Here is a 19901-nt window from a genome sequence, read left to right as displayed (position 1 = left end):
ACCGGCGAAAATCAACCCGGCGCAGGCAGCCCGCGCCGGGTTGGAATTCGTGTGACCTTTGGCAGGACGCTGGCAGCAACGTCTTGTGAGGGTCGCTCTATGCGACACAAAATGCCGTGTCAACGGCTAATGTTAGAATAAAATATCAACATCAATGAAAATACTATCCGAAAGTGGTTCTGTGAGCCGTTTCCAGTCCGCAGGCGGCTGGTTGCGAAACCAGGTGTACTGGCGCTTGGCATACTGCCGCGTCGCGAGTTGGCCATCGGCCAGGCACTGGGCAGCATCGTTCTGCCCGCGCAGCAGCCGAGCAACCTCAGGCACGCCGATCGCGCGCATCACGGGCAGGTCGGGGGAGAGCTTGCGTGCCAGCAGCGCGCCAACCTCTTCGCGCGCGCCACCGCCCAGCATCGCGGCGAATCTGCGGTCGCAGCGTTCGAGCAGCCAGTCGCGCGGGGGGTACAGGATGAGCGGGCGCAGCGTGATCTGGTCGCCGATGCCGCCCACCTTGCGCGCCTGCCAGTGCGCGACCGGCTGGCCGGTCGATCGGATGATCTCGAGCGCACGCGCCACCCGCGTCGTGTCCGCAGCGTTGAGCCGCGCGGCGTTCGCCGGGTCTTCCTGGCTCAGCGCGGCATAGGTCTCACCGACCGGCATCGCACGCACCGCCTCGCGGATCGCAGGGTCGATCGGCGGGATCGGGGCGATGCCGTGCAGCAAGGTCTGGATATACATGCCGGTGCCTCCGACCAGAATCGGCAGCGCGCCTGCGCGATGCGCTGCGGCGATCTCGGCGCTTGCATCGGCGGCCCAGCGTGCGGCGGAACACGCCTCGGCGCCATCGATATAGCCGAACAACCGGTGGTCGATCCCGCCCATCTCGGCAGGCTCGGGCCGCGCGCTGAGCACCCGCAGATCGGCATAGACCTGCGCGCTGTCGGCGTTGACGATCACCGCCCGCTGGCTGCGCGCTTCAAGCCATTGTGCATAGCGCACCGCCAATCCGCTCTTGCCGCTGGCGGTCGGTCCGGCAATAAGCGCCACCGCCGGGGTGTTTCCGGTCGTATCGGGGGAAAAGATTGTGCCCATAGCCGTGCTGATAGCAGCAGAGCCCCTGCCAGCGGGAGAGCTAAACGCTGCCGCCGACAGATTGCACCAGGCTGGGCTGGTGGTGGGGCAAAGCCATTGGGTCGAGACCGGGCTGGTGGGCGAGGTGCATTTCACCGGCGACCGCGCGACAGCCGACGCCGCGCTGGAACCATTGCGCGCCGCATGCGACGTCCTTGTGCTCGATGAAGCCGCGCGTGCCCCGCGCCTGCTGGTGTCGGACATGGACAGCACGATGATCGTCAACGAGTGCATCGACGAGCTTGCCGATTATGCCGGGATCAAGCCGCAGGTCGCCGCGATCACCGAACGCGCGATGCAGGGCGAGCTCGATTTCGAGGCGGCTTTGCGCGAGCGCGTCGCCCTCCTCGAAGGGCTGAGCGAGCACGTGATCGCCGATTGCCTGGGCCATCGCATCCGCCCGATGCCCGGCGCGCGGACATTGGTGCGCACGCTGTCACAGCGCGGCGCGGATTGCGTGCTGGTCTCGGGCGGGTTTCATTCGTTCGCCGATGTTATCGGCGCCGAGCTGGGTTTCGACGCGGTGTTTGCCAACCGGCTGGTGATCGAGCACGGCCATATGACCGGCGCGCTTGAAGGCTCCATCGTCGATGCCGCGCGCAAGGCGGCGATCCTGATGGAGCAGGCGGTCTCACAAGGATTGGAAGCACGGCAAGTCATCGCGCTGGGGGACGGCGCCAACGACATCCCGATGCTGAAGGCTGCAGGGACGGGCATCGCCTATCACGCCAAGCCCGCCGCAATCGCTGCGGCGGACGCGCACATCGCGCATGGCGACTGGACCGCGCTGCTTCACGCACTGGGCATCGCGCGGGGTGATTGGAGCGAATAGGGGTTCGCCGATTTCGCCGACCGATGTGTTCAATGGCACGCGAGCTGTTTGGCGGCGATTGCGCCTGTCACTGTAATTCCATAGGCGCGGTCGTATGCATCCATCGTAAGAATGGATAGAAATACGTCTTGGTTCATCGGGCAAACTCCGTACTGAACGATCCTGCTGATAATTGGCTTGCGAGATTTTTCTTACGCCTGTCAGTTATACTCGATTTGCTGCCGTCAAATTTATTCGAGCGGTAGCTGTCTAACCACCTCAAATGCTTCTCTATCCCCGTGATCACCGGGTCATCCGTCAGCTGAATGGTAACCCGCCTGAGCCTGACGCCCTCGCCGAAACTGATCGCGAGATCGTCCGGATCGACGCGCTCCACAGTGGTCGGATCGGTGATATCGCGAAAGCGCACCAGCATCGGGCGGGCCAGACCCTTGGAGCTTTTGAACCGTTCCGGCAGCACGATCAGCTTACGGTTCTCCAGCATGGCCATGTACCTGGCGCGAAAATGAGCGGCGGTGTCATATTTGCCATCAGCGTCACGCGGTATCGGCACATCCGGGGCAAAGCCGAACATCACGCCAGCAGCCCAGTCGCTGTTCTCGTCAGACCGCAGCAGCCCGAAAAGAACGCCGCGCTTGCCCAGATCGACGGTAACGGCGTCACCCCGCGCCCTGCGGGAAACATAGCCTGGCGACGGAATGCTGTTCTTGCCCGCGATGGCGGTGGACACCTCCACCACGCTGGACCCGGTCTTCAACCCCTCGGGCGTCTCGACCTCGACCGTCAGCCGGTAGCGATAATCCGGCAAGGCGCTGCCGCAACCGGACAGCATCACGACAAGGCCAGCCATCAAGGTCATTATTCCGCGCAAGCCGTCTGAAATGCTCATGCTCAATGCCCCTGACATCCAACGCCAATTCCGGCGACACCAATTCCGGTGGCAGCAGCAATAGCGGCTCAATGTCACCGAGTGATGAATCGCGATGGCGGCGCACCAGTTTCGCGCGGAATCAAAAGGGGCGCGACGATCGCTCGCCGCGCCCATTTCTCGTAACTCTCGCGCATTTCAATCGTCATTCCCGCGAACGCGGGAATCCCGCTTTAGCGCCTTGGCGTCCGGAGAAGCGGGACCCCCGCTTTCGCGGGGGTGACGGATCCGGGATATTGGCGCCTCTTGCCTGATCAGCCCTGCAGCAGGCGCATGATCGTCATTGCCTGTTCGCTGCCCGACTGCGGCACGGTCTCGCCGGTGCGGTCGGTGATCTTGTCGAAGATCCGTGCGACGCCTTCTGCGGTGCGCTCGCCCTCGGGAAGGGCCGCGCCCTGGGTCATCGTGACATAGGCCGCGTGGAACGCGCCTGCACCTGCGCCTATGATCATGTTGGTCGGCGCGTCTTCGGACACCAGATACACCGCGGCCGGAACGACGTTCTCGGGCTTGAACGCGGCAAAGGCTTCGGGCGGGAAGATGTCTTCGGTCATCCGCGTTCCGGCGACGGGCGCCAGCGTGTTGACCTTGATGTTGTTCTTCGCGCCTTCAAGATACAGCGTCTTGGTGAGGCCGGCGAGGCCGAGCTTGGCCGCGCCATAGTTCGCCTGGCCGAAGTTGCCGTACAGGCCGGTCGACGAAGCAGTCATCAGGATGCGGCCATAGTTCTGCTCGCGCATCGTTTCCCACACCGCCTTGGTGCAGTTGGCCGAGCCGATCAGGTGGACCTTGACCACCAGATCGAAATCGGCGGGCTCCATCTTGGCGAAGCTCTTGTCGCGCAGGATGCCGGCGTTGTTGATCAGCACGTGGACGCCGCCCCAGGCTTCCTTGGTCTTGGCGACCATCTCGACCATCTGCTCGTATTCGGTGACCGAGCCGCCATTGGCCATCGCCTCGCCGCCTGCAGCCTTGATCTCCTCGACCACCTGCGCGGCGGCATCCGAGGTGCCGGTGCCGTCGCGCGATCCGCCCAGATCGTTGACGACGACCTTGGCGCCGCGCGCGGCCAGATCGATCGCATAAGCACGGCCCAGGCCGCCGCCTGCTCCGGTAACGATGGCAACGCGGTCCTTGAAACTGATGGTCATGGCAGGAATCCTCTCAGGCAGGTTTTACACAGGGCGCGGCAAATGCGCGCGGAATGGCGCGGGTTTTAGCCATGTTGCCGCGCTTGGCAAGCACCAAGCGGACCCTGGACAGCCGCAGGCGCGATTGACGTTCGCGTAAAGCGCCGCTGACGTTACGGCGATCAGGCCAGTTCGCTGTCCAGCGCATAGCCGGCAGATCGCACCGTGCGGATGATATCGGGCTGGCCATGCGCGTTCAGCGCCTTGCGCAGCCGGCGGATATGCACGTCGACGGTGCGAATCTCGATGTCGCTGTCATGCCCCCAGACGCTGTCGAGCAGCCGCTCGCGCGAGAATACCCAGCCGGGATGCTCGAGGAAATGGCGCAGCAGGCGGAACTCGGTGGGGCCGAGCGGAATGGTCTGGCCTGCGCGCTTCACCTTGTAGCCCACGGTATCCATCTCGATGTCGGAGAAGCTCAGCGCTTCGCCAGCGAGTGCCGGACGCACCCGGCGCAGCACGGCGTTGACCCGGGCGATCAGCTCGCGCGGGGAGAACGGCTTGGTGACGTAATCGTCCGCGCCGATGTCCAGTCCGCGCACCCGATCTTCCTCTTCGCCACGTGCCGACATCATGATGATCGGGATGTTCGAGGTGTTGTTGTCGCGGCGCAGCCTCCGACACACCTCGATCCCCGACAGGTTCTCGATCATCCAGTCGAGCAGCACGATATCGGGGCGTTCCTCGCGCGCGATCAGCATCGCCTCTTCGCCATCGGCGGTCTGGCTGACACGAAAGCCCTGTTTGTCGAAGTGCCAGGAGACAAGCTCTGCCAATGCCATGTCATCTTCAACCAGCAGCAGATGGGGTGTTGTCATCGTCTTCGTGCTTTCTTGTGCGAATGGTCGCGATCAAAACGTTGATGCGGTCATTCGGGGTCGGGCGCCAGCGCATCGTCGCCACGCTCGCGTTCGTTCATCGATTGGCCGGTCACCGCGAAATAGACCATCTCCGAAACGTTGGTGGCATGATCGCCGATCCGCTCGAGGTTCTTGGCGATGAACAGCAGATGCGTGCCCGCGCCAACGTGCTCGGGGTTTTCGATCATGTGCGCGATCAGCGCGCGGAAGATGCTGTTGTAGAAATCGTCGACCGTCTTGTCCTGTGCGCAGACGGCCACTGCCAGATCCGCATCGCGCTTGGCAAAAGCGGTGAAGGCGTCGTCGACCAGCTGACGGGTGGCATCGGCCATCGCCGGCAGCATCCGGGCCGCCTCGATATGCTGGCCGGGATCGATCAGCGCGACCCGCTTGGCGATGTTCTTGGCATAATCGCCGATCCGCTCGACCACGCCCGAAATCTTCAGCGCCGCGACCAGTTCGCGCAGATCGTCCGCCATCGGCGCGCGCAGCGCGATCGTCTGGATGACCATGCGGTCGATCTGCTCCTCGAGCGCATCGATGCGCTTGTCGCCCTCGACCACCTGCCTGGCCAGTTCGAGGTCGGTGTTGGCGAGCGCCATCATCGCGCCTTCGACCGCCTTTTCGGCACGCCCGCCGATTTCGGCGATCAGGCCGCGCAGGGTGATCAGATCGCCATCAAAGGCTTTGAGCGTGTGTTCGTTCAGGCTGTGGTTCATCGTTTTCTTCCAAATCAAGTCGCTGGCGGGGCCGTCTTTCCCAGGGTAACCCGGAACGGCGATCCGTGTCGCTGATCTATGTGCTCATCAGCCATACCGACCCGTGATGTAATCGCGGGTCCGCTCTTCGCGCGGATTGGTGAAGATATCGGACGTGTCGCCATATTCCACCATGGTGCCGAGGTGAAAAAATGCAGTCTTCTGCGAAACGCGCGCGGCCTGCTGCATGTTGTGGGTCACGATGACGATGGCATAGCGCCCGCGCAATTCGTGGATCAGCTCCTCGATCTTGGCGGTGGCGATCGGGTCGAGCGCCGAGCATGGCTCGTCCATCAGGATGACCTCGGGATCGACAGCGATCGCCCGCGCGATGCACAGCCGCTGCTGCTGGCCGCCCGACAGCGCGGTGCCGCTTTCGCTCAGCCGGTCCTTGACCTCGTTCCACAGGCCAGCACGCACCAGCGAATTCTCGACGATCTGGTCGAGCTCTGCCTTGTTGGGCGCAAGACCGTGGATGCGCGGACCATAAGCGACATTGTCGTAGATCGATTTGGGGAACGGGTTGGGCTTCTGGAACACCATGCCGACGCGCGCGCGCAGCTGCACCACGTCCATCTTGCTCGAATAGATGTTCTCGCCATCGAGCGTGATGTCGCCCTCGACTCGTGCGCTGGCGATGGTGTCGTTCATCCGGTTGAGCGTGCGCAGGAACGTCGACTTGCCGCAGCCCGACGGGCCGATGAACGCGACGACGTTGTCCATGTCGATGTCGATCGACACGCCCTTAATCGCCTGCTTGTCGCCGTAATAAACCTTTACGTCGCGCGCGGACATCTTGGGAGCAGGAGCGGATTCGGTCATGGATTTCGTTACCATCGCGTTTCAAAGCGGTTGCGCAGATAGACCGCGACCGCATTCATGGTGAGCAGGAAGACGAGCAGGACGATGATCGCGGCGGACGTCTTTTCGACGAAACCGCGGTTGACCTCGTCCGACCACAGGAAGATCTGCACCGGCAGCACCGTTGCCGGATCGGTGAAGCCATCGGGCGGGGTGGTGGTGAAGGCGCGCATGCCGATCATCAGCAACGGCGCGGTTTCGCCCAGTGCGCGCGCCATGCCGATGATCGTTCCGGTCATGATCCCGGGGATCGCCAGCGGCAGCACGTGGTGGAAGACGACCTGGATCGGGCTGGCGCCGACACCCATGGCCGCCTCGCGGATCGAGGGCGGCACCGCCTTGATCGCATTGCGCGCGGCGATGACGATCACCGGCATCGTCATCAGCGCCAGCGTCAGGCCGCCGACGATCGCCGCCGAGCGCGGCATCGCGAAGAACTGCAGGAACACCGCCAGGCCGAGCAGGCCGAAGATGATCGACGGGACCGCAGCAAGGTTGTTGATCGAGACTTCGATCAGGTCGGTCAGCCGGTTCTTGGCGGCATATTCCTCAAGGTACACCGCTGCGAGCACGCCGACGGGGAATGCAAGGAACAACGTGACCACCATCGTGATCAGCGACCCCTTGAGCGCGCCCCAGATACCCACCTGTGCAGGATCGGTGCCATCGGAGCCGGTGAGGAAATTCCAGTTGAACGTCTGGCGCACGTCGCCCGCCTGGCGCAGCCTGGAATAATCGGCCTCGGCTTCCGGGGTCGATGTGTCCTTTGCGGCGCGGTCGATCTCGCTGGAGGTCGGCAGCCAGAAGTTCGCCTTGCCCGTCACCAGGTCAGGCTTGGCTGTCAGCTGGGCACGCAGCGCGGTCCAGGCGGTGGTGGCGAAGTATCGATGGCCGTCCCTGCCGTATTGCGCCTCCACCGCGTCGTCGTAGATCCGCCGGATGTCGATCGAGGCCATGGTGGCGGACAGGCGCGGGCCGGTGAGCTGGTCGGGCGTCACGCCGCCGGTGGCGGCGGGCAGATCGACGGTCAGCGTGGCCTCGGTGCTGATGAAGCCCTTGGCGCCATTGCCGACCATGACGAACAGCAGGAAGGCGAGGAACAGCGACGACAGCACGACCGCTGCAAGCCCCATGAACTTGAAGCGCCGCTCGGCGGCATAGCGCGATGCGATCCGCTTCTGCATGGCATCGCCCATCCAGTCGGTCTTGCGCGATGCGCTCGCTGCGGCGGACCCGGCTGCGGGCATGGTAGCGGCCTCAGTCATAAGCTTCCCGATATCTTTTGACGATCTGCAGCGCGACGATGTTGAGCAGCAGCGTGACGACGAACAGGGTGAGCCCCAGCGCGAAGGCGGCGAGCGTCATCGGGCTGTTGAAATCGGTATCTCCGGTCAGCAGCTGGACGATCTGGGTGGTCACGGTGGTGACGCTGGCGAACGGATTGGCGGTCAGGTTGGCGGCAAGCCCTGCGGCCATCACCACGATCATCGTCTCGCCGATCGCGCGGCTGACCGCGAGCAGCACCCCGCCGACCACGCCGGGCAGCGCTGCGGGGATCAGCACCTGCCTGATCGTTTCGCTCTTGGTCGCGCCCATCGCCAGCGACCCGTCGCGCATGCTGCCGGGGACCGCGGCGATGCTGTCGTCGGCCATCGAGGAGACGAACGGAATGATCATCACCCCCATCACCAGGCCCGCAGCCAGCGCCGATTCCGAAGAGGCATCGCTGATCCCGATCATCACGGCAAAATTGCGCAGCGCAGGCGCCACCGTCAGCGCGGCGAAATAGCCATAGACCACGGTGGGCACGCCCGCGAGAATTTCGAGGATCGGCTTCATCCACTTGCGGACGGTCGGCGTGGCATATTGGGTCAGGAAGACCGCGCTCATCAGCCCCAGTGGAATTGCGACCGCCATGGCGATGATCGCGCCGATGAACACCGTACCCCAGAACAAAGGCACCGCGCCGAACCCGGTTGCCTTGCCATCGACCACCTTGTCCGAAGGGTTCCAGTTCAGCCCGAACAGAAACTCGAACGGCGAGACGAGGTTGAAGAACCGCACCGTCTCGAAGATCAGCGAAGCGACGATGCCCAAGGTCGCCAGGATCGCGATCAGCGAGGCGCACAGCAGCGCCAGCATCACCGTGCGTTCCACCTGGGTGCGCGCGCGAAAATCCGGGCGGATGCGGGTGAAGGCATAAGCGCCGCCGGCAAAGCACAAAAGAAACGCGCACAGGGCACCGATCAGCGCATATTGACGGTCGGCTGCGGCATACAACGGCGCCAGCTGCACGGCGGCATCGTTGAACACCCTGAGGTTGGCGTTGCGCGACAGATCGCGCGCTTCGGACAGGATCGCGGCGCGGGTGAACGGGTCGGACGGCAGCTGCGCGGCAAGCGGACTTTCAAGCACGGCATAGCTGCCGAGCGCCGGCGCGACCGAACTCCACACGATCAGGAACGCGATGGCAGGCACGACGGCCCACATCGCGGCGTACCAGCCATGATAGCTGGGCAGCGAGTGGACGCTGGGGGCGCCCGACTGGATGAAGCGGCCCGCGCGTGCGCGCGCGAACACCCATGTAATCAGCCCGAGGCCGGCAATCAGGAACAGGATGGCGGTGCTGGTCATGGCCTGGCCTATTCCAGCTCGGCGCCGTTGAGCGTGGTCAACGCCTTGATCCGCCCCAGCATTTCATTGCGCAGCCGATCAGGTGCCGCGATCAGGCCGATGCGCGTGAGATACCCTTCATGCTCTCCGCCGCGCATGAACTCGGCAAGATATTCGCGCAGGCCGGGGATGACGTCGACATGCTTTTTCTTGACGTAGATGTAGAGCGTGCGGGCGCCGGGATAGGTACCGTTCTCGATCGTGGCATAGCTTGGCTCGACGCCGTTGATCGGCACGCCGCGCACGGTATCGGCGTTGTCGGCCAGATAGCTGTAGCTGAATATGCCTACGGCATCGGGATTGGTCGACAGCTTCTGGACGATGAGGTTGTCGTTCTCGCCGGTGTCGGTGTAGCCCTGATCGGTGCGGACCGAGTGGCAGATTTCCTCGAACCTGTCTTTGTTGCTGTCGGACAGCGCGCTGACCGCAGGATCGGTCTTGCAGCCCTTTTCCATGATGATTTCTTCCAGCGCGTCGCGCGTGCCGGATGTGGCTGGCGGGCCGAAGATGTTGATCCGGGTGTTGGGCAGCGCCGGGTTGATCGCGGGCCAGCGGGTCGCCGTGTTGGGGCCCTTGCCGAAGGGGTTCGCCGCGAGCGCGGTGTAGAACTCTTCCACCGTCAGGCTGATCTTGGGGCCGTTCTGGGACTGGGCGAGGGCGATGCCGTCAAATCCGATGACGATCTCGATGATGCCATCGACGCCATTGGCGGTGCACCGTTCGAACTCGCTGGCCTTCATCCGGCGCGATGCGTTGACGATATCGGGGGTATTGGCGCCGACGCCCGAGCAGAACAATTCGACTCCGCCGCCGGTGCCCGTCGATTCGAGGATCGGCGAGCGCCGCTCGGGGTCGAAGTTGACGAACTCCTCGGACACCTTCTTGGCGAAGGGGAACACGGTGGACGAGCCGACGATGCGGATCTCGCTCCGGCTGCTGCCCTGGTTGGTCGATGCCGGGTCCTGACACCCTGCCAGCAGCAATGCTGGAAGGCAGGCAAAAGCAAGCTTCCTGATCAAAACCCCAACCTCTCTTAAAGCCAGGGCCGCCCGCGCAGCCCTGTCCATCCGGAATACAGGGACACGCATGGCCCTTCCAGAAACACGCAAATCAGCGATTCCCTGGAAATGGCGGCCCCCGACACGGGTGCGGATAGGGAGGGGGGGTTGCCCAAAGATGACAACCGCATGACGGATTTATGACAAGGTACCCGTCAGCACCTCGCAGCCCGGGTCAGGCGGGCACGCTGAGATCGGGATTCGCGGCGGTGCCGCCGATCTGGGGCGTGCGCGGGTCGGCGGGCAGGGTGATGGTGATGGTCGTGCCCTTTTGCACCTCGCTGTCGATTTCCAGCCTGCCGCGGTGGCGTTCGACGATATGCTTGACGATCGACAGGCCAAGCCCGGTGCCGCCGATCGCGCGGCTGCGGCTCGAATCGACGCGGTAAAAGCGTTCGGTCAGTCGCGGCAGATGCTCCGGCGCGATTCCCTCGCCGCAATCGCTGACCGACAGCCGCACCAGCGCGCCGTTGCGCGATGTGCGCAGCCGCATCGTCACCGGCGTGCCGGGCTGGCCGTATTTCATGCTGTTCGACACCAGATTGTGCAGCAGTTGCGACAGCTGCATCCGGTCGCCGCGCATCGGCGGCAGACCGGGCGCGATATCGAGCACGATGTCCGCGCCGCGTTCGGGATGGCTGTGGCGCAGCACGGTCTGCACCTCGCGCAGCAGATCGGGCAGATCGACCGGGGTGTCGGGCACGCGGAACTTCTCCGCCTCGATCCGCGACAGCGAGATCAGGTCGTCGATCAGCTTCTGCATGCGGTTGGCTTCGCGGAACATGACATTGAGGAACCGCGCCCGCGTATCAGGATCGGCGCCGGCCTCGTTATCCTCGAGCGTCTCGATAAAGCCCTTGATCGAGGCCAAGGGCGTGCGCAGCTCGTGGCTGGCATTGGCGACGAAATCGGTCCGCATCCGCTCGACGGCATAGACGCCCGACCGATCCCACAGGTGCAATATCCGCTCGCCGCCGGGCATGTCGCGCACCAGCATTTCCCAGCGCTGGTCGCGGCTGCCGATGCCGACCAGCTGGATCGGACCCTCGGCCGCGGCCGAGCCTTCGACCAGCAGGTCGGCTGCCGCCGGGTGACGGATGACCAGCCGGATATCCTCGCCCACGCAATATTCGCCCAGCAGCTTGCGTGCCGCGCTGTTGGCGCGACGGACGTTGTTGCCGGTGAGCACGAGCACCGGATCGGCGAGGCCGTCGATGAAGCTGGTGAAGTCGCGGTGCTGGCTGATCGGCTTGATCTCGGGCTCGCGGATCGGAGCGGCGGCCTGCGGATTGTGCTTGGCAGGGCTCGACAGGTCGGCCATCGCCACGATCGCGACCAGCCCTGCGGCAAAGCAGATCATCGCCTGCTCCGTGCCGTTGCTGCCGAACTGGCTGATCGCTACGCCCGCGCCCAGCAAGGCTGTCGCGAACAGAAAGCGGCCGCCGTTCAGACCCGATCCCGAAGTGTCTCCCATGGCCTCCTCACATATCAGCCCCGGCGCCGCTGCGCTATCGGGGAAACGGGGCGGGAGTGATTTACCTGTCGCATCGCGCCTGTCCCGCGGCAGGACAGCGGATCAAATGGCTTGCTTTGCCGGGCCCAAGGTCTTTAGGTTTGTGCCGAATATGTGCGCCGATCATGCAGTGCACCAGGGAATATCAGATGAGCGCTGACGACGACAACAAGGGTGACGCCGCCGACAAGGGCACAGGCGGGCGCGACGCGGCTGGCGAACCGTTGGCGCGGGGGACGGCATCTCGGCGCACGCTCTTGATCGGTGCGGTCGCCACGTCCGCAGTCGTCAGCATCCGCCCGGCGCTGGCGCAGACGGCAGGGTCTGTGCTCAACTGCACGATCCCTGTGCCCGAGCGCGGCAAGGGCATGTTCATCGATTCCGCCGGCAAGCTGGTGTCGCCCGATACGCCCGGAGCCTTCCCGCCATCCCCGCGCGATTTCACCGGCGAAGAGGTCCGCCAGGCGCTGCAGGGCAGAAATCTCCCCGGCACCTCGCGCGAACAGTCGCAGGCCTATCTCAACTATATTCGCAAGCTGCAGAACGGGCAGAGCGGGTTTACCTGCTATGCCTCGCTGCAGATGCCGCGCCGCTGATCGGAGGCTTGCGCATTTCGATGCCCGCGCAACGCTTTGCGGCATTGCCGACAGCCGCGCTCAAGCGCGTGCCGCTCGGCGGGCTTGAAGCGATCTATCATGTGCCATCGGGCATCACCCATCTGCTGGCCGAACCGGTGCCGGACCTGCTCGATGCGCTGGCGCGGCTGGAATCCGGTCAATGCGCCACGGCTGCTCAGGTGCTCGCGCTGGTGGCCGAGCGGTTCGATATCGTTGGCGACGATCCCGGCGAAGCGCCCGAAGCCGTGGTCGGCGAGCGGCTCGCAGAGCTCGGCGCGCTGGGACTTGTAACAATCGTAACCGATGCGTGACACGCTTGCATCAGGGTGATGCAAATCGGCTTCACCTGGCCTGCTAAGCTTCTGTTTCCATTTTGTCAGCGTGCCTGCCCGCTGTAAGGCGCGAGACATGCGCCACTCCTGTTCCATCAATGTTGGACCGGCCCGATTCCGTATCGGTAGCGACTGGCGCGCGCCGGTCGATGAGCTGCGCGATTTGTATCAGGATTACCCGCAAGACGAGGGCGTTCCCGATTTCACCGTGCGGCTGCAGGCGACCTCGGCGCTGCGGCGTTTCATAAAGCCGCAGGTCGCCATCGCAGGCGATTTCACACTGCCCGATGCGGCTCCGCTGCCGCTCGTGCAAGCGTTGCTCGCTGCCGAAATGGCGATGAACCTGCAGATGGCGCTGGGCTGGCGGCGGCACCTGTTGCTGCATGCGAGCGCGGTGTCGCGCAATGGCCGTGCGGTGATCATGACCGGGGTGTCGGGCGCGGGGAAATCCACGCTGTCGGCGCTGCTCGGTGAGCGCGGCTGGCGGTTTCTGGGCGACGAATTCGTGCTGCTCGATCCCGATACCGGGATGATCGCGCCGTTTCCGCGCCCGGTCAGCCTCAAGAACACCGCGATCGCCGCGATGGAGCGCGAGGTCGATGACGACACTCGCTTCGGCCCGGTGATGCACGATACGCCCAAGGGCACCATCCGCCACTTGCGCCCGCGCACCGAGGCGATCGAGCTGATGGCGCGCGAAACGCGGCCTGCGCTGCTGCTGTTCCCGCGCTTCGGCTATCCGCGCGCCGTGCGCCGGGTCGATGAGGCGGAGAGCTTCGTCCGGCTGACCCAGGCCTCGACCAACTACGTCGCCTTGGGCGAGCGCGGGTTCGATGCGCTCACCGGCTTCGTCCGCGCGATGTCCGCCTGCGCGATCGATTACGCCGATGGCGAAGAGGGCGTCGAGATGGTCGAGCGGCTTTGGTCCGAGCAGGGGGGCAAAGTGGGGGCAAGGGCAGCAGCGGCATGACCGATGGCTGGTCGGTCGCGCGCGCGCTCACCGATCCGGACTCGGTCGCCAGGCTCGATTCGACCGGCTGGACGCACCTGCTGTCCGCCGCGCGCGCGCTCTCGCTGATCGGCACGCTGGCCGAAGTGCTTGCCGATGCGCCTGTTCCAGCCGATGTCGCGCGCGTGCTTGCCGATGTGCGCCATTCCAACGTCGCCGGCCAGCGCCAGGCGTTGTGGGAGGCCGAATGTGCGAAGCTGGCGCTCGCCGATTACCCAGGCAAGGTCGTGCTGCTCAAGGGCACCGCGTTTGCCGCAGCGGGCTATGATGCCGCTCTGGGCCGCTCGATCGGCGATCTCGACATATTGGTGGCGCGTTCGGGGCTGGATCAGGTCGAGGCGCTGCTGTTCAAGGCTGGGTGGGAATGGGTCAAGCCCGATCCGTATGACGATGCCTATTACCGGCAATGGATGCACGAGCTGCCGCCGATGATCCATGCGACACGGGACCGGATGATCGACGTGCATCACACGATCCTGCCATTGACCGCCGGGCCGAAGCCCGATGCCGCCGCGCTGATCGCCAGCGCGCGGGTGTTGCCGTCCGGGCTTTACGTGCTGAGCCCCGCCGACATCATCTGCCATGCGGCCGCGCATCTGATCGCGGATGGGGATCTGTCGGGCGGCATGCGCAACTTGTGGGACATCGACCGGCTGGTGCGGCAGTTTGTCGTTGAGGAAGAAGGGTTTTCCGAGGCACTGGCGCAGCGCGCGAAACTGCATGGGTTGTCCGACGCGGTTGGTCGGGCATTGCGACTGTCGGCGCAGTTGTTCGGCACCCCTATCGTTTTCCGGCGAAAGCCGGAATCCAGGGCGGATACAGCGCAAGCCGGCCCTGGGCTCCGGCTTTCGCCGGAGAACGGCAGGGGATCGACGAGCGATGCGCTGTTCCTGCGCCGGATCACCGCGGTCGATGGCTGGGGCCGCAAGACCCGCAAGCTCACCCGCCAGGCGTTCTACATTCGCTCGCATCTGCTGCGGATGCCGCCTGCGATGCTGGCGCGGCACCTGTGGACCAAGTGGCGCAAGGGGCACCGGGGCTAGGGTAGCCTGCCCACCCCATGCGCCTCCCTCTCCGCGTTCCCGAGCGAAGTCGAGGGACGTATGTCCGAACGGTTGCGCGCACGTCCCTCGACTTTCCGGCCTCGCCGGAAAGTTTATCCTGAGCGGCTGGCTTGCCAGCCAGCCGAAGGGCTCGGGACAGGCGGGGAGGGGTGAATAAAGGGAGCTAGCCCCCCGCCGCAATCCGCTCCAGTGTGGGCACGAACTCGTCATAATGATCGATGATCGCATCCGCCCCCAGGCTTTCGACCGGCTGATGCAGAAATCCGAAGCTCACCACGACGCACGGGATGCCCGCATTGTGCGCGGCCATCACGTCGTAGATGCTGTCGCCGATGAACGCGGCAGATGTCACCCCCGGTTCGCCACCGCTGCGGCGGATCATCTCGTCGATCGGCGCGCGGTCGGGCTTGGATTTGCCCTTGCCCATGGTGTCGCCGCCGATGACGCAGGCGAAGCGGTCGATCAGGCCGACTTCGGTGAGCAGCTTGACCGCGAACCTTTCGTATTTGTTGGTGACGACGGTCATCTTCACCCCCATCGCGTCGAACCGCGCCATCGCGTCGAGCAGGCCGGGATAGGGCGGTGATCCGCTGCCGAGATTGTCGCCATAATGGTCGAGCAGGATCGGCAGATAGTCGCGCAACGCTTGAGGATCGGTGTTGCCTGCGCGCTCGAGTCCGACCTGCAGCATGTGCTTGGCGCCGAGGCCGACCATCGGCTTGACCTCGTCCTGGGTCAGCGTCGGCAGCCCCGCCAATGCCAGCGTGTGGTTGACCGAAACCGTCAGTTCGGGGCTGGTGTCGAGCAACGTGCCATCAAGATCAAAGCCAATGATTTGGTAGGGAAAATCTGTCATGAGCGCGTGCATCGCCCGAAAAAGGTGGAAGATGCAAGCGGTTCGTGGCAAGACTTTGTGCGATCTGCTTTGGGAAACGCGGAGAACTTCGAATATGGGTGAGCAGGCGCTGGCCGCGATCATTTTGGCGGCAGGCCAGGGCACACGGATGAAGTCCGATCTGCACAAGGTGCTTCACCCTGTTGCCGGTCTTCCGATGCTGCATCACCTGCTGGAGAGCCTGAGCGCGGCGGGGGCCGCGCGCCAGGTCGTCGTTGTGGGAGCACGACGCGAGCAGGTGGAGGCATCGGTTGCACCGCGCGGCGTTGCCATCGCGCATCAGGCCGAGCAATTGGGCACCGCGCATGCCGCGCTGCAGGCCAAGGCTGCGCTGGCCGATTTCGGTGGCATCGCGATTGTCTGCTTTGGCGATACGCCTTTTCTCAAGCCCGATACCATCCGCCGCCTGACCGAGCGTCTGTCCGCGCCCGATGCGCCGCGCGTTGCGGTGCTGGGGTTTACCCCCGATGACGCCAAGGCCTATGGTCGGATCATCGCCGACGATGCCGGCAACATCGCTAAGATGGTCGAGTTCAAAGACGCGAGCGACGACGAACGCAGCGTGAAGCTGTGCAATTCGGGTGTTACCGCGGTGCGCGCCGCCGATCTTTGGCCGCTGCTCGAACGCGTCGGCAACGACAATGCGGCGGGCGAATATTATCTGCCCGATATCGTGATGCTGGCGATTGCCGATGGTGACCGCGCGGTGGTGGTGGAGACCGACCCCGATGAACTCATCGGCATCAACAGCCGCGCCGAACTCGCCGAAGCAGAAGCCATCTGGCAGGCGCGCCGCCGCACGCAGGCGATGGCCGATGGTGCGAGCCTGATTGCGCCTGAAACCGTGTGGTTCGCGCATGATACGGTAATCGGGCGCGATGTCGTGATCGAACCCAATGTCATGTTCGGCCCCGGGGTCACCATCGCCGATGACGTTGTCATCCACGCCTTCAGCCATCTCGAAGGCGCGACCATCGCCAGCGGTTGTTCGGTCGGCCCGTTCGCGCGGCTGCGGCCCGGTGCGGAGATGCAGCAGGGCGCCAAGGTCGGCAATTTCGTCGAGATGAAAAAGGCGGTGCTTGGCCCCGGTGCGAAGGCCAGCCACCTCACGTATCTGGGCGATGCCACCGTGGGTGCGAACGCGAATATCGGCGCAGGCACGATCACCTGCAATTACGATGGCTATTTCAAATACCAGACCGTGATCGGCGAGAACGCGTTCATCGGATCGAACAGCTCATTGATCGCCCCGGTCAAGATCGGCCGCGATGCGATCGTCGCGGCGGGCAGCGCGGTGTCGCGCGATGTCGCCGATGGCGAACTGCGCCTGGTGCGCGCCGAGCAACTGGTCAAACCCGGCTGGGCCGACCGCTTCCACGACGCGATGCGCAGGAAGAAACGCGAGGGCAAATGAGGCAGCATCCGCTTCTCCCCATATTTGTGCTGTGCGCGCTGTTGGTCGCCGGGATTGCCTTTATGGTCTGGCGTGCGGTTGAATGCGAGGCGTCCGGAGGAGTGCTGACCTCGGTGACAAGATTGGGCCATTGTGTAAGCTTGACATGATATCATGATATGATATCAGTATATCATCATGCCCCGGATCCTCGCCGACCTTCCCGAAGACGACATCAAACGACTCGACCAGATGGCCGCCGAGCAGGGCAAGTCGCGCGCAGCGGTTCTGCGTGACGCCGTTGCGGCCTATCATCCTCAGCCCGCCGAGGGCGATACCAGCTGGATTGACCAGGCGTTCGGGATATGGGCGGACGCTGGTATCGGCTGCGACCCTCGCGAATACGACCGGATAAAGCGGGCCGAATGGACCCACTACTGGGACGATGATTATGAGGAGGTCCGCGCCGAGTCGCCCGAGATGTTCGATGAGGAAGATGACCGCCAACGGCAGATCTACCTGGATATGATAGCAGGCAAGATGCCACCCGTCATGATGCCGGGGTCCAAGTGAGCGGCTATGCGTTCGACGCCAACATCCTGATAGATGCTCTCGCCGGGTTTCCGCCCGCGCGGTCAGAAATACGTCGGGCAGTCGAACTCGGTACGCGCCCCTGGATCAGCCGCATGGCGTGGATTGAGGTGCTCTCGAAAGGCGACGATAAAGTAGTGCGCGGGACGACAAGCTTCTTGTCCCGCTTTGGACTCGATGAGATCGACGAGGAAATTTCGCGCAGGGCTGCAGCCCTTCGTCGCGAAAGGCCCCGGCTCAAATCACCCGACGCCATCATCCTGGCCACCGCGCAAATTCGCGGCCGGGTGCTTGTGACACGAAATACCAAGGATTTTCCGGCAGAGATGCCGGGTATCCGCGTTCCCTACCAGCTTTGAAAGGCACCTTCCTGCATGTGCGGTATCGTTGGAATTCTCGCTCGGCGCGATGTCGTGGGCGATCTGGTCGATGGCTTGAAGCGGATGGAGTACCGCGGCTATGATTCCGCAGGCGTGTGCACCGTGCACGACGGAAAGCTGGTGCGCAGGCGCGCCGAGGGCAAATTGCGCAATCTTGTAGATGTGCTGGCCAAGGACCCAGCACCCGGCCATGTCGGGATCGCGCACACCCGCTGGGCGACGCACGGCGCGCCGACCACGTCGAACGCGCACCCGCATGCGACGGACGAAGTCGCGCTGGTGCACAACGGCATCATCGAGAACTTCAAGAGCTTGCGCGATGCGCTGATCGCGCGCGGCCGCAAGTTCGAAAGCGAGACCGATTCGGAGGTCGTTGCGCACCTTTTGAGCGAGCGGATCGAGGCCGGCGACAGCCCGCAGGACGCGGTCAAGACCGTGCTGCCGCAGCTCCGCGGCGCATTCGCGCTCGCCATCGCGTTCCGCCAGCATCCCGATCTGCTGATCGGCGCGCGGCTGGGTTCGCCTTTGGTGCTGGGCTATGGTGACGACGAGGCGTATCTCGGCTCGGACGCGCTGGCGCTCGCCCCGCTGACGCAGCGAATCGCCTATCTCGAAGAAGGCGACTGGGTGGTGCTGACCCGCGAGGGCGCGCAGGTCTATGGCGCGGACAATGCGCCGGTCGAGCGCGAGGTGACGCTGTCGGGTGTGACCGGCGCGCTGATCGACAAGGGCAACCATCGCCACTTCATGCAGAAGGAAATCTTCGAGCAGCCGGTGGTCGTCGCGCAGACGCTGCAAAGCTATATCCGTTCGGTCGAGCAGAAGGTGGCGTTACCGCAGATGGACTTCGAGCTCTCGGACATCGACCGGGTGACGATCATCGCCTGCGGCACCGCCTCTTATGTCGGGATGATCGGAAAATACTGGATCGAGCAATTGGCGCGCGTTCCGGTCGAGGTCGATGTCGCGTCTGAATACCGCTATCGCGACCCGGTGCTGACACCCGGCATGCTGGGCGTGGTCGTGTCGCAATCGGGCGAGACCGCCGACACGCTGGCGGCGCTGCGCCACATGAAGGCGGGCGGGGTGACCACCGCAGGCATCATCAACGTGCCCACCAGCTCGATGGCGCGCGAAGTCGATCTGCTGCTGCCCACCCATGCCGGCCCCGAAATCGGCGTGGCCTCGACCAAGGCGTTCACCTGCCAGCTCGCGGTGATGGCGGCGTTGGCGGTCAACCTGGCGCGCGCCAAGGGGCGGTTGACGCCTGGGGAAGAGGCCGAGATCGTCCGCCACCTGATCGAAGCCCCTGCAGCGATCAACGAGGCGCTGGGGTATGACGCCGAGATCGAGGCGATGGCGCACACCATCGCGCAGGCGCGCGACGTGCTGTATCTTGGGCGCGGCCCCGATTATGCGCTTGCCCTGGAAGGCGCGCTGAAACTCAAGGAAATCAGCTACATCCATGCCGAAGGCTATGCTGCGGGCGAGATGAAGCACGGCCCGATCGCGCTGATCGACGAGGCGGTGCCGATCATCGTCATCGCGCCATCAGGCCCGCTGTTTGAAAAGACGGTAAGCAACATGCAGGAGGTGCGCGCGCGCGGCGGCAAGGTGGTGCTGATCTCGGATGCCGAAGGGCTGGCCGAAGCAGGCGAGGGGTGCCTGGCGACGATCGAGATGCCCAAGGTTCACCCGCTGATCGCGCCGCTGGTCTATGCGGTCCCAGTGCAGTTGCTCGCTTATCACGTCGCCGTCGCTAAGGGCACCGATGTCGATCAGCCGCGCAACCTGGCCAAGTCGGTGACGGTGGAGTGAC

20 protein-coding genes are annotated in these 19901 nt (G+C 64.3%); 9 read left to right on the top strand and 11 right to left on the bottom strand.

Annotated features, from left to right (window positions below):
- Positions 1–132: 132 nt before the first annotated feature.
- Positions 133–1089: a tRNA (adenosine(37)-N6)-dimethylallyltransferase MiaA gene (gene miaA / locus ACK4R0_RS12385; protein ID WP_409674305.1), complete on the bottom strand. Its 957-nt coding sequence runs from the start codon at positions 1087–1089 to the stop codon at positions 133–135.
- Here miaA and serB point away from each other — a divergent pair.
- Positions 1082–1960: a phosphoserine phosphatase SerB gene (gene serB / locus ACK4R0_RS12380; RefSeq protein WP_409674303.1), complete on the top strand. Its 879-nt coding sequence runs from the start codon at positions 1082–1084 to the stop codon at positions 1958–1960. The two genes, miaA and serB, sit on opposite strands and share 8 nt — an antisense overlap.
- Positions 1961–2093: 133 nt before the next feature.
- Here the strand turns inward: serB and ACK4R0_RS12375 are convergent, their stop codons facing one another.
- The 9 genes from ACK4R0_RS12375 to ACK4R0_RS12335 all read right to left on the bottom strand — a co-directional run bounded on the left by ACK4R0_RS12375 (position 2094) and on the right by ACK4R0_RS12335 (position 11762).
- Positions 2094–2849: a hypothetical protein gene (locus tag ACK4R0_RS12375; protein WP_409674301.1), complete on the bottom strand. Its 756-nt coding sequence runs from the start codon at positions 2847–2849 to the stop codon at positions 2094–2096.
- Between the two features lie 293 nt (positions 2850–3142).
- The gene (locus tag ACK4R0_RS12370; protein WP_409674299.1) at positions 3143–4039 is read right to left on the bottom strand and encodes an SDR family oxidoreductase; all 897 of its coding nucleotides are present in this window, start codon (positions 4037–4039) and stop codon (positions 3143–3145) included.
- Between the two features lie 161 nt (positions 4040–4200).
- Entirely contained in the window at positions 4201–4896 is a 696-nt protein-coding gene (gene phoB / locus ACK4R0_RS12365; RefSeq protein ID WP_409674297.1) for a phosphate regulon transcriptional regulator PhoB, read from the bottom strand.
- 50 nt (positions 4897–4946) lie between these two features.
- Positions 4947–5657 carry a phosphate signaling complex protein PhoU gene (phoU, locus tag ACK4R0_RS12360; protein WP_409674295.1) on the bottom strand — a complete coding sequence of 237 codons (711 nt, stop codon included), beginning with the start codon at positions 5655–5657 and terminating at the stop codon, positions 4947–4949.
- Between the two features lie 87 nt (positions 5658–5744).
- Positions 5745–6518: a phosphate ABC transporter ATP-binding protein PstB gene (gene pstB, locus ACK4R0_RS12355; protein WP_409674293.1), complete on the bottom strand. Its 774-nt coding sequence runs from the start codon at positions 6516–6518 to the stop codon at positions 5745–5747.
- Between the two features lie 8 nt (positions 6519–6526).
- Positions 6527–7822, bottom strand: a complete 1296-nt coding sequence (pstA, locus tag ACK4R0_RS12350; protein ID WP_409674291.1) for a phosphate ABC transporter permease PstA — start codon at positions 7820–7822, stop codon at positions 6527–6529.
- Positions 7815–9191, bottom strand: coding sequence for a phosphate ABC transporter permease subunit PstC (pstC, locus tag ACK4R0_RS12345; RefSeq protein WP_409674289.1), 1377 nt, complete (start codon positions 9189–9191; stop codon positions 7815–7817). The genes pstA and pstC overlap by 8 nt, the downstream gene beginning before the upstream one ends.
- A gap of 8 nt (positions 9192–9199) precedes the next feature.
- A complete protein-coding gene (locus tag ACK4R0_RS12340; RefSeq protein ID WP_409674287.1) occupies positions 9200–10249 on the bottom strand; it encodes a substrate-binding domain-containing protein in 1050 nt (349 codons plus the stop codon).
- Between the two features lie 214 nt (positions 10250–10463).
- A complete protein-coding gene (locus ACK4R0_RS12335) occupies positions 10464–11762 on the bottom strand; it encodes an ATP-binding protein (RefSeq protein ID WP_409674285.1) in 1299 nt (432 codons plus the stop codon).
- 188 nt (positions 11763–11950) lie between these two features.
- On the opposite strand from ACK4R0_RS12335, the gene ACK4R0_RS12330 reads away from it, so the two are divergent.
- The 4 genes from ACK4R0_RS12330 (at position 11951) to ACK4R0_RS12315 (ending at position 14802) form a co-directional block, all read left to right on the top strand.
- On the top strand, positions 11951–12397 hold the full coding sequence (locus ACK4R0_RS12330) for a hypothetical protein (RefSeq protein ID WP_409674283.1): 447 nt from the start codon (positions 11951–11953) through the stop codon (positions 12395–12397).
- A 20-nt stretch (positions 12398–12417) separates the two neighbouring features.
- Positions 12418–12729: an HPr-rel-A system PqqD family peptide chaperone gene (locus ACK4R0_RS12325; RefSeq protein ID WP_409674281.1), complete on the top strand. Its 312-nt coding sequence runs from the start codon at positions 12418–12420 to the stop codon at positions 12727–12729.
- A gap of 97 nt (positions 12730–12826) precedes the next feature.
- Positions 12827–13720: an HprK-related kinase A gene (locus ACK4R0_RS12320; RefSeq protein WP_409674279.1), complete on the top strand. Its 894-nt coding sequence runs from the start codon at positions 12827–12829 to the stop codon at positions 13718–13720.
- Positions 13717–14802, top strand: a complete 1086-nt coding sequence (locus ACK4R0_RS12315; RefSeq protein ID WP_409674277.1) for a nucleotidyltransferase family protein — start codon at positions 13717–13719, stop codon at positions 14800–14802. Before ACK4R0_RS12320 ends, ACK4R0_RS12315 begins: the two co-directional genes overlap by 4 nt.
- A 184-nt stretch (positions 14803–14986) precedes the next feature.
- Here ACK4R0_RS12315 and ACK4R0_RS12310 read toward each other — a convergent pair whose 3' ends face one another.
- Positions 14987–15679, bottom strand: a complete 693-nt coding sequence (locus ACK4R0_RS12310; RefSeq protein ID WP_409674275.1) for an HAD hydrolase-like protein — start codon at positions 15677–15679, stop codon at positions 14987–14989.
- A gap of 94 nt (positions 15680–15773) precedes the next feature.
- On the opposite strand from ACK4R0_RS12310, the gene glmU reads away from it, so the two are divergent.
- From glmU to glmS, 4 genes are all read left to right on the top strand, one after another.
- Positions 15774–17132, top strand: coding sequence for a bifunctional UDP-N-acetylglucosamine diphosphorylase/glucosamine-1-phosphate N-acetyltransferase GlmU (gene glmU, locus ACK4R0_RS12305; RefSeq protein WP_409674273.1), 1359 nt, complete (start codon positions 15774–15776; stop codon positions 17130–17132).
- A gap of 177 nt (positions 17133–17309) precedes the next feature.
- Complete coding sequence (locus tag ACK4R0_RS12300; RefSeq protein ID WP_409674271.1) at positions 17310–17684, top strand: ribbon-helix-helix domain-containing protein; 375 nt, start codon at positions 17310–17312, stop codon at positions 17682–17684.
- On the top strand, positions 17681–18061 hold the full coding sequence (locus ACK4R0_RS12295) for a PIN domain-containing protein (protein WP_409674269.1): 381 nt from the start codon (positions 17681–17683) through the stop codon (positions 18059–18061). The genes ACK4R0_RS12300 and ACK4R0_RS12295 overlap by 4 nt, the downstream gene beginning before the upstream one ends.
- A gap of 15 nt (positions 18062–18076) precedes the next feature.
- The gene (gene glmS, locus ACK4R0_RS12290; protein WP_409674267.1) at positions 18077–19900 is read left to right on the top strand and encodes a glutamine--fructose-6-phosphate transaminase (isomerizing); all 1824 of its coding nucleotides are present in this window, start codon (positions 18077–18079) and stop codon (positions 19898–19900) included.
- Position 19901 lies beyond the last annotated feature (1 nt).

This window comes from Blastomonas sp., assembly GCF_046294995.1.
In the GTDB taxonomy this organism is placed as follows: domain Bacteria; phylum Pseudomonadota; class Alphaproteobacteria; order Sphingomonadales; family Sphingomonadaceae; genus Blastomonas.
This window is presented reverse-complemented; position numbering and strand designations above follow the sequence as displayed.

Excerpts from the sequence above, each read along its gene's own strand:
- miaA (WP_409674305.1), bottom strand. The coding sequence starts at position 1,089 with ATGGGCACAATCTTTTCCCCCGATACGACCGGAAACACCCCGGCGGTG.
- ACK4R0_RS12375 (WP_409674301.1), bottom strand. The coding sequence starts at position 2,849 with ATGAGCATTTCAGACGGCTTGCGCGGAATAATGACCTTGATGGCTGGC.
- ACK4R0_RS12370 (WP_409674299.1), bottom strand. The coding sequence starts at position 4,039 with ATGACCATCAGTTTCAAGGACCGCGTTGCCATCGTTACCGGAGCAGGC.
- phoB (WP_409674297.1), bottom strand. The coding sequence starts at position 4,896 with ATGACAACACCCCATCTGCTGCTGGTTGAAGATGACATGGCATTGGCA.
- phoU (WP_409674295.1), bottom strand. The coding sequence starts at position 5,657 with ATGAACCACAGCCTGAACGAACACACGCTCAAAGCCTTTGATGGCGAT.
- pstB (WP_409674293.1), bottom strand. The coding sequence starts at position 6,518 with ATGACCGAATCCGCTCCTGCTCCCAAGATGTCCGCGCGCGACGTAAAG.
- pstA (WP_409674291.1), bottom strand. The coding sequence starts at position 7,822 with ATGACTGAGGCCGCTACCATGCCCGCAGCCGGGTCCGCCGCAGCGAGC.
- pstC (WP_409674289.1), bottom strand. The coding sequence starts at position 9,191 with ATGACCAGCACCGCCATCCTGTTCCTGATTGCCGGCCTCGGGCTGATT.
- ACK4R0_RS12335 (WP_409674285.1), bottom strand. The coding sequence starts at position 11,762 with ATGGGAGACACTTCGGGATCGGGTCTGAACGGCGGCCGCTTTCTGTTC.
- ACK4R0_RS12330 (WP_409674283.1), top strand. The coding sequence starts at position 11,951 with ATGAGCGCTGACGACGACAACAAGGGTGACGCCGCCGACAAGGGCACA.
- ACK4R0_RS12325 (WP_409674281.1), top strand. The coding sequence starts at position 12,418 with ATGCCCGCGCAACGCTTTGCGGCATTGCCGACAGCCGCGCTCAAGCGC.
- ACK4R0_RS12320 (WP_409674279.1), top strand. The coding sequence starts at position 12,827 with ATGCGCCACTCCTGTTCCATCAATGTTGGACCGGCCCGATTCCGTATC.
- ACK4R0_RS12315 (WP_409674277.1), top strand. The coding sequence starts at position 13,717 with ATGACCGATGGCTGGTCGGTCGCGCGCGCGCTCACCGATCCGGACTCG.
- ACK4R0_RS12310 (WP_409674275.1), bottom strand. The coding sequence starts at position 15,679 with ATGACAGATTTTCCCTACCAAATCATTGGCTTTGATCTTGATGGCACG.
- glmU (WP_409674273.1), top strand. The coding sequence starts at position 15,774 with ATGGGTGAGCAGGCGCTGGCCGCGATCATTTTGGCGGCAGGCCAGGGC.
- ACK4R0_RS12300 (WP_409674271.1), top strand. The coding sequence starts at position 17,310 with ATGCCCCGGATCCTCGCCGACCTTCCCGAAGACGACATCAAACGACTC.
- glmS (WP_409674267.1), top strand. The coding sequence starts at position 18,077 with ATGTGCGGTATCGTTGGAATTCTCGCTCGGCGCGATGTCGTGGGCGAT.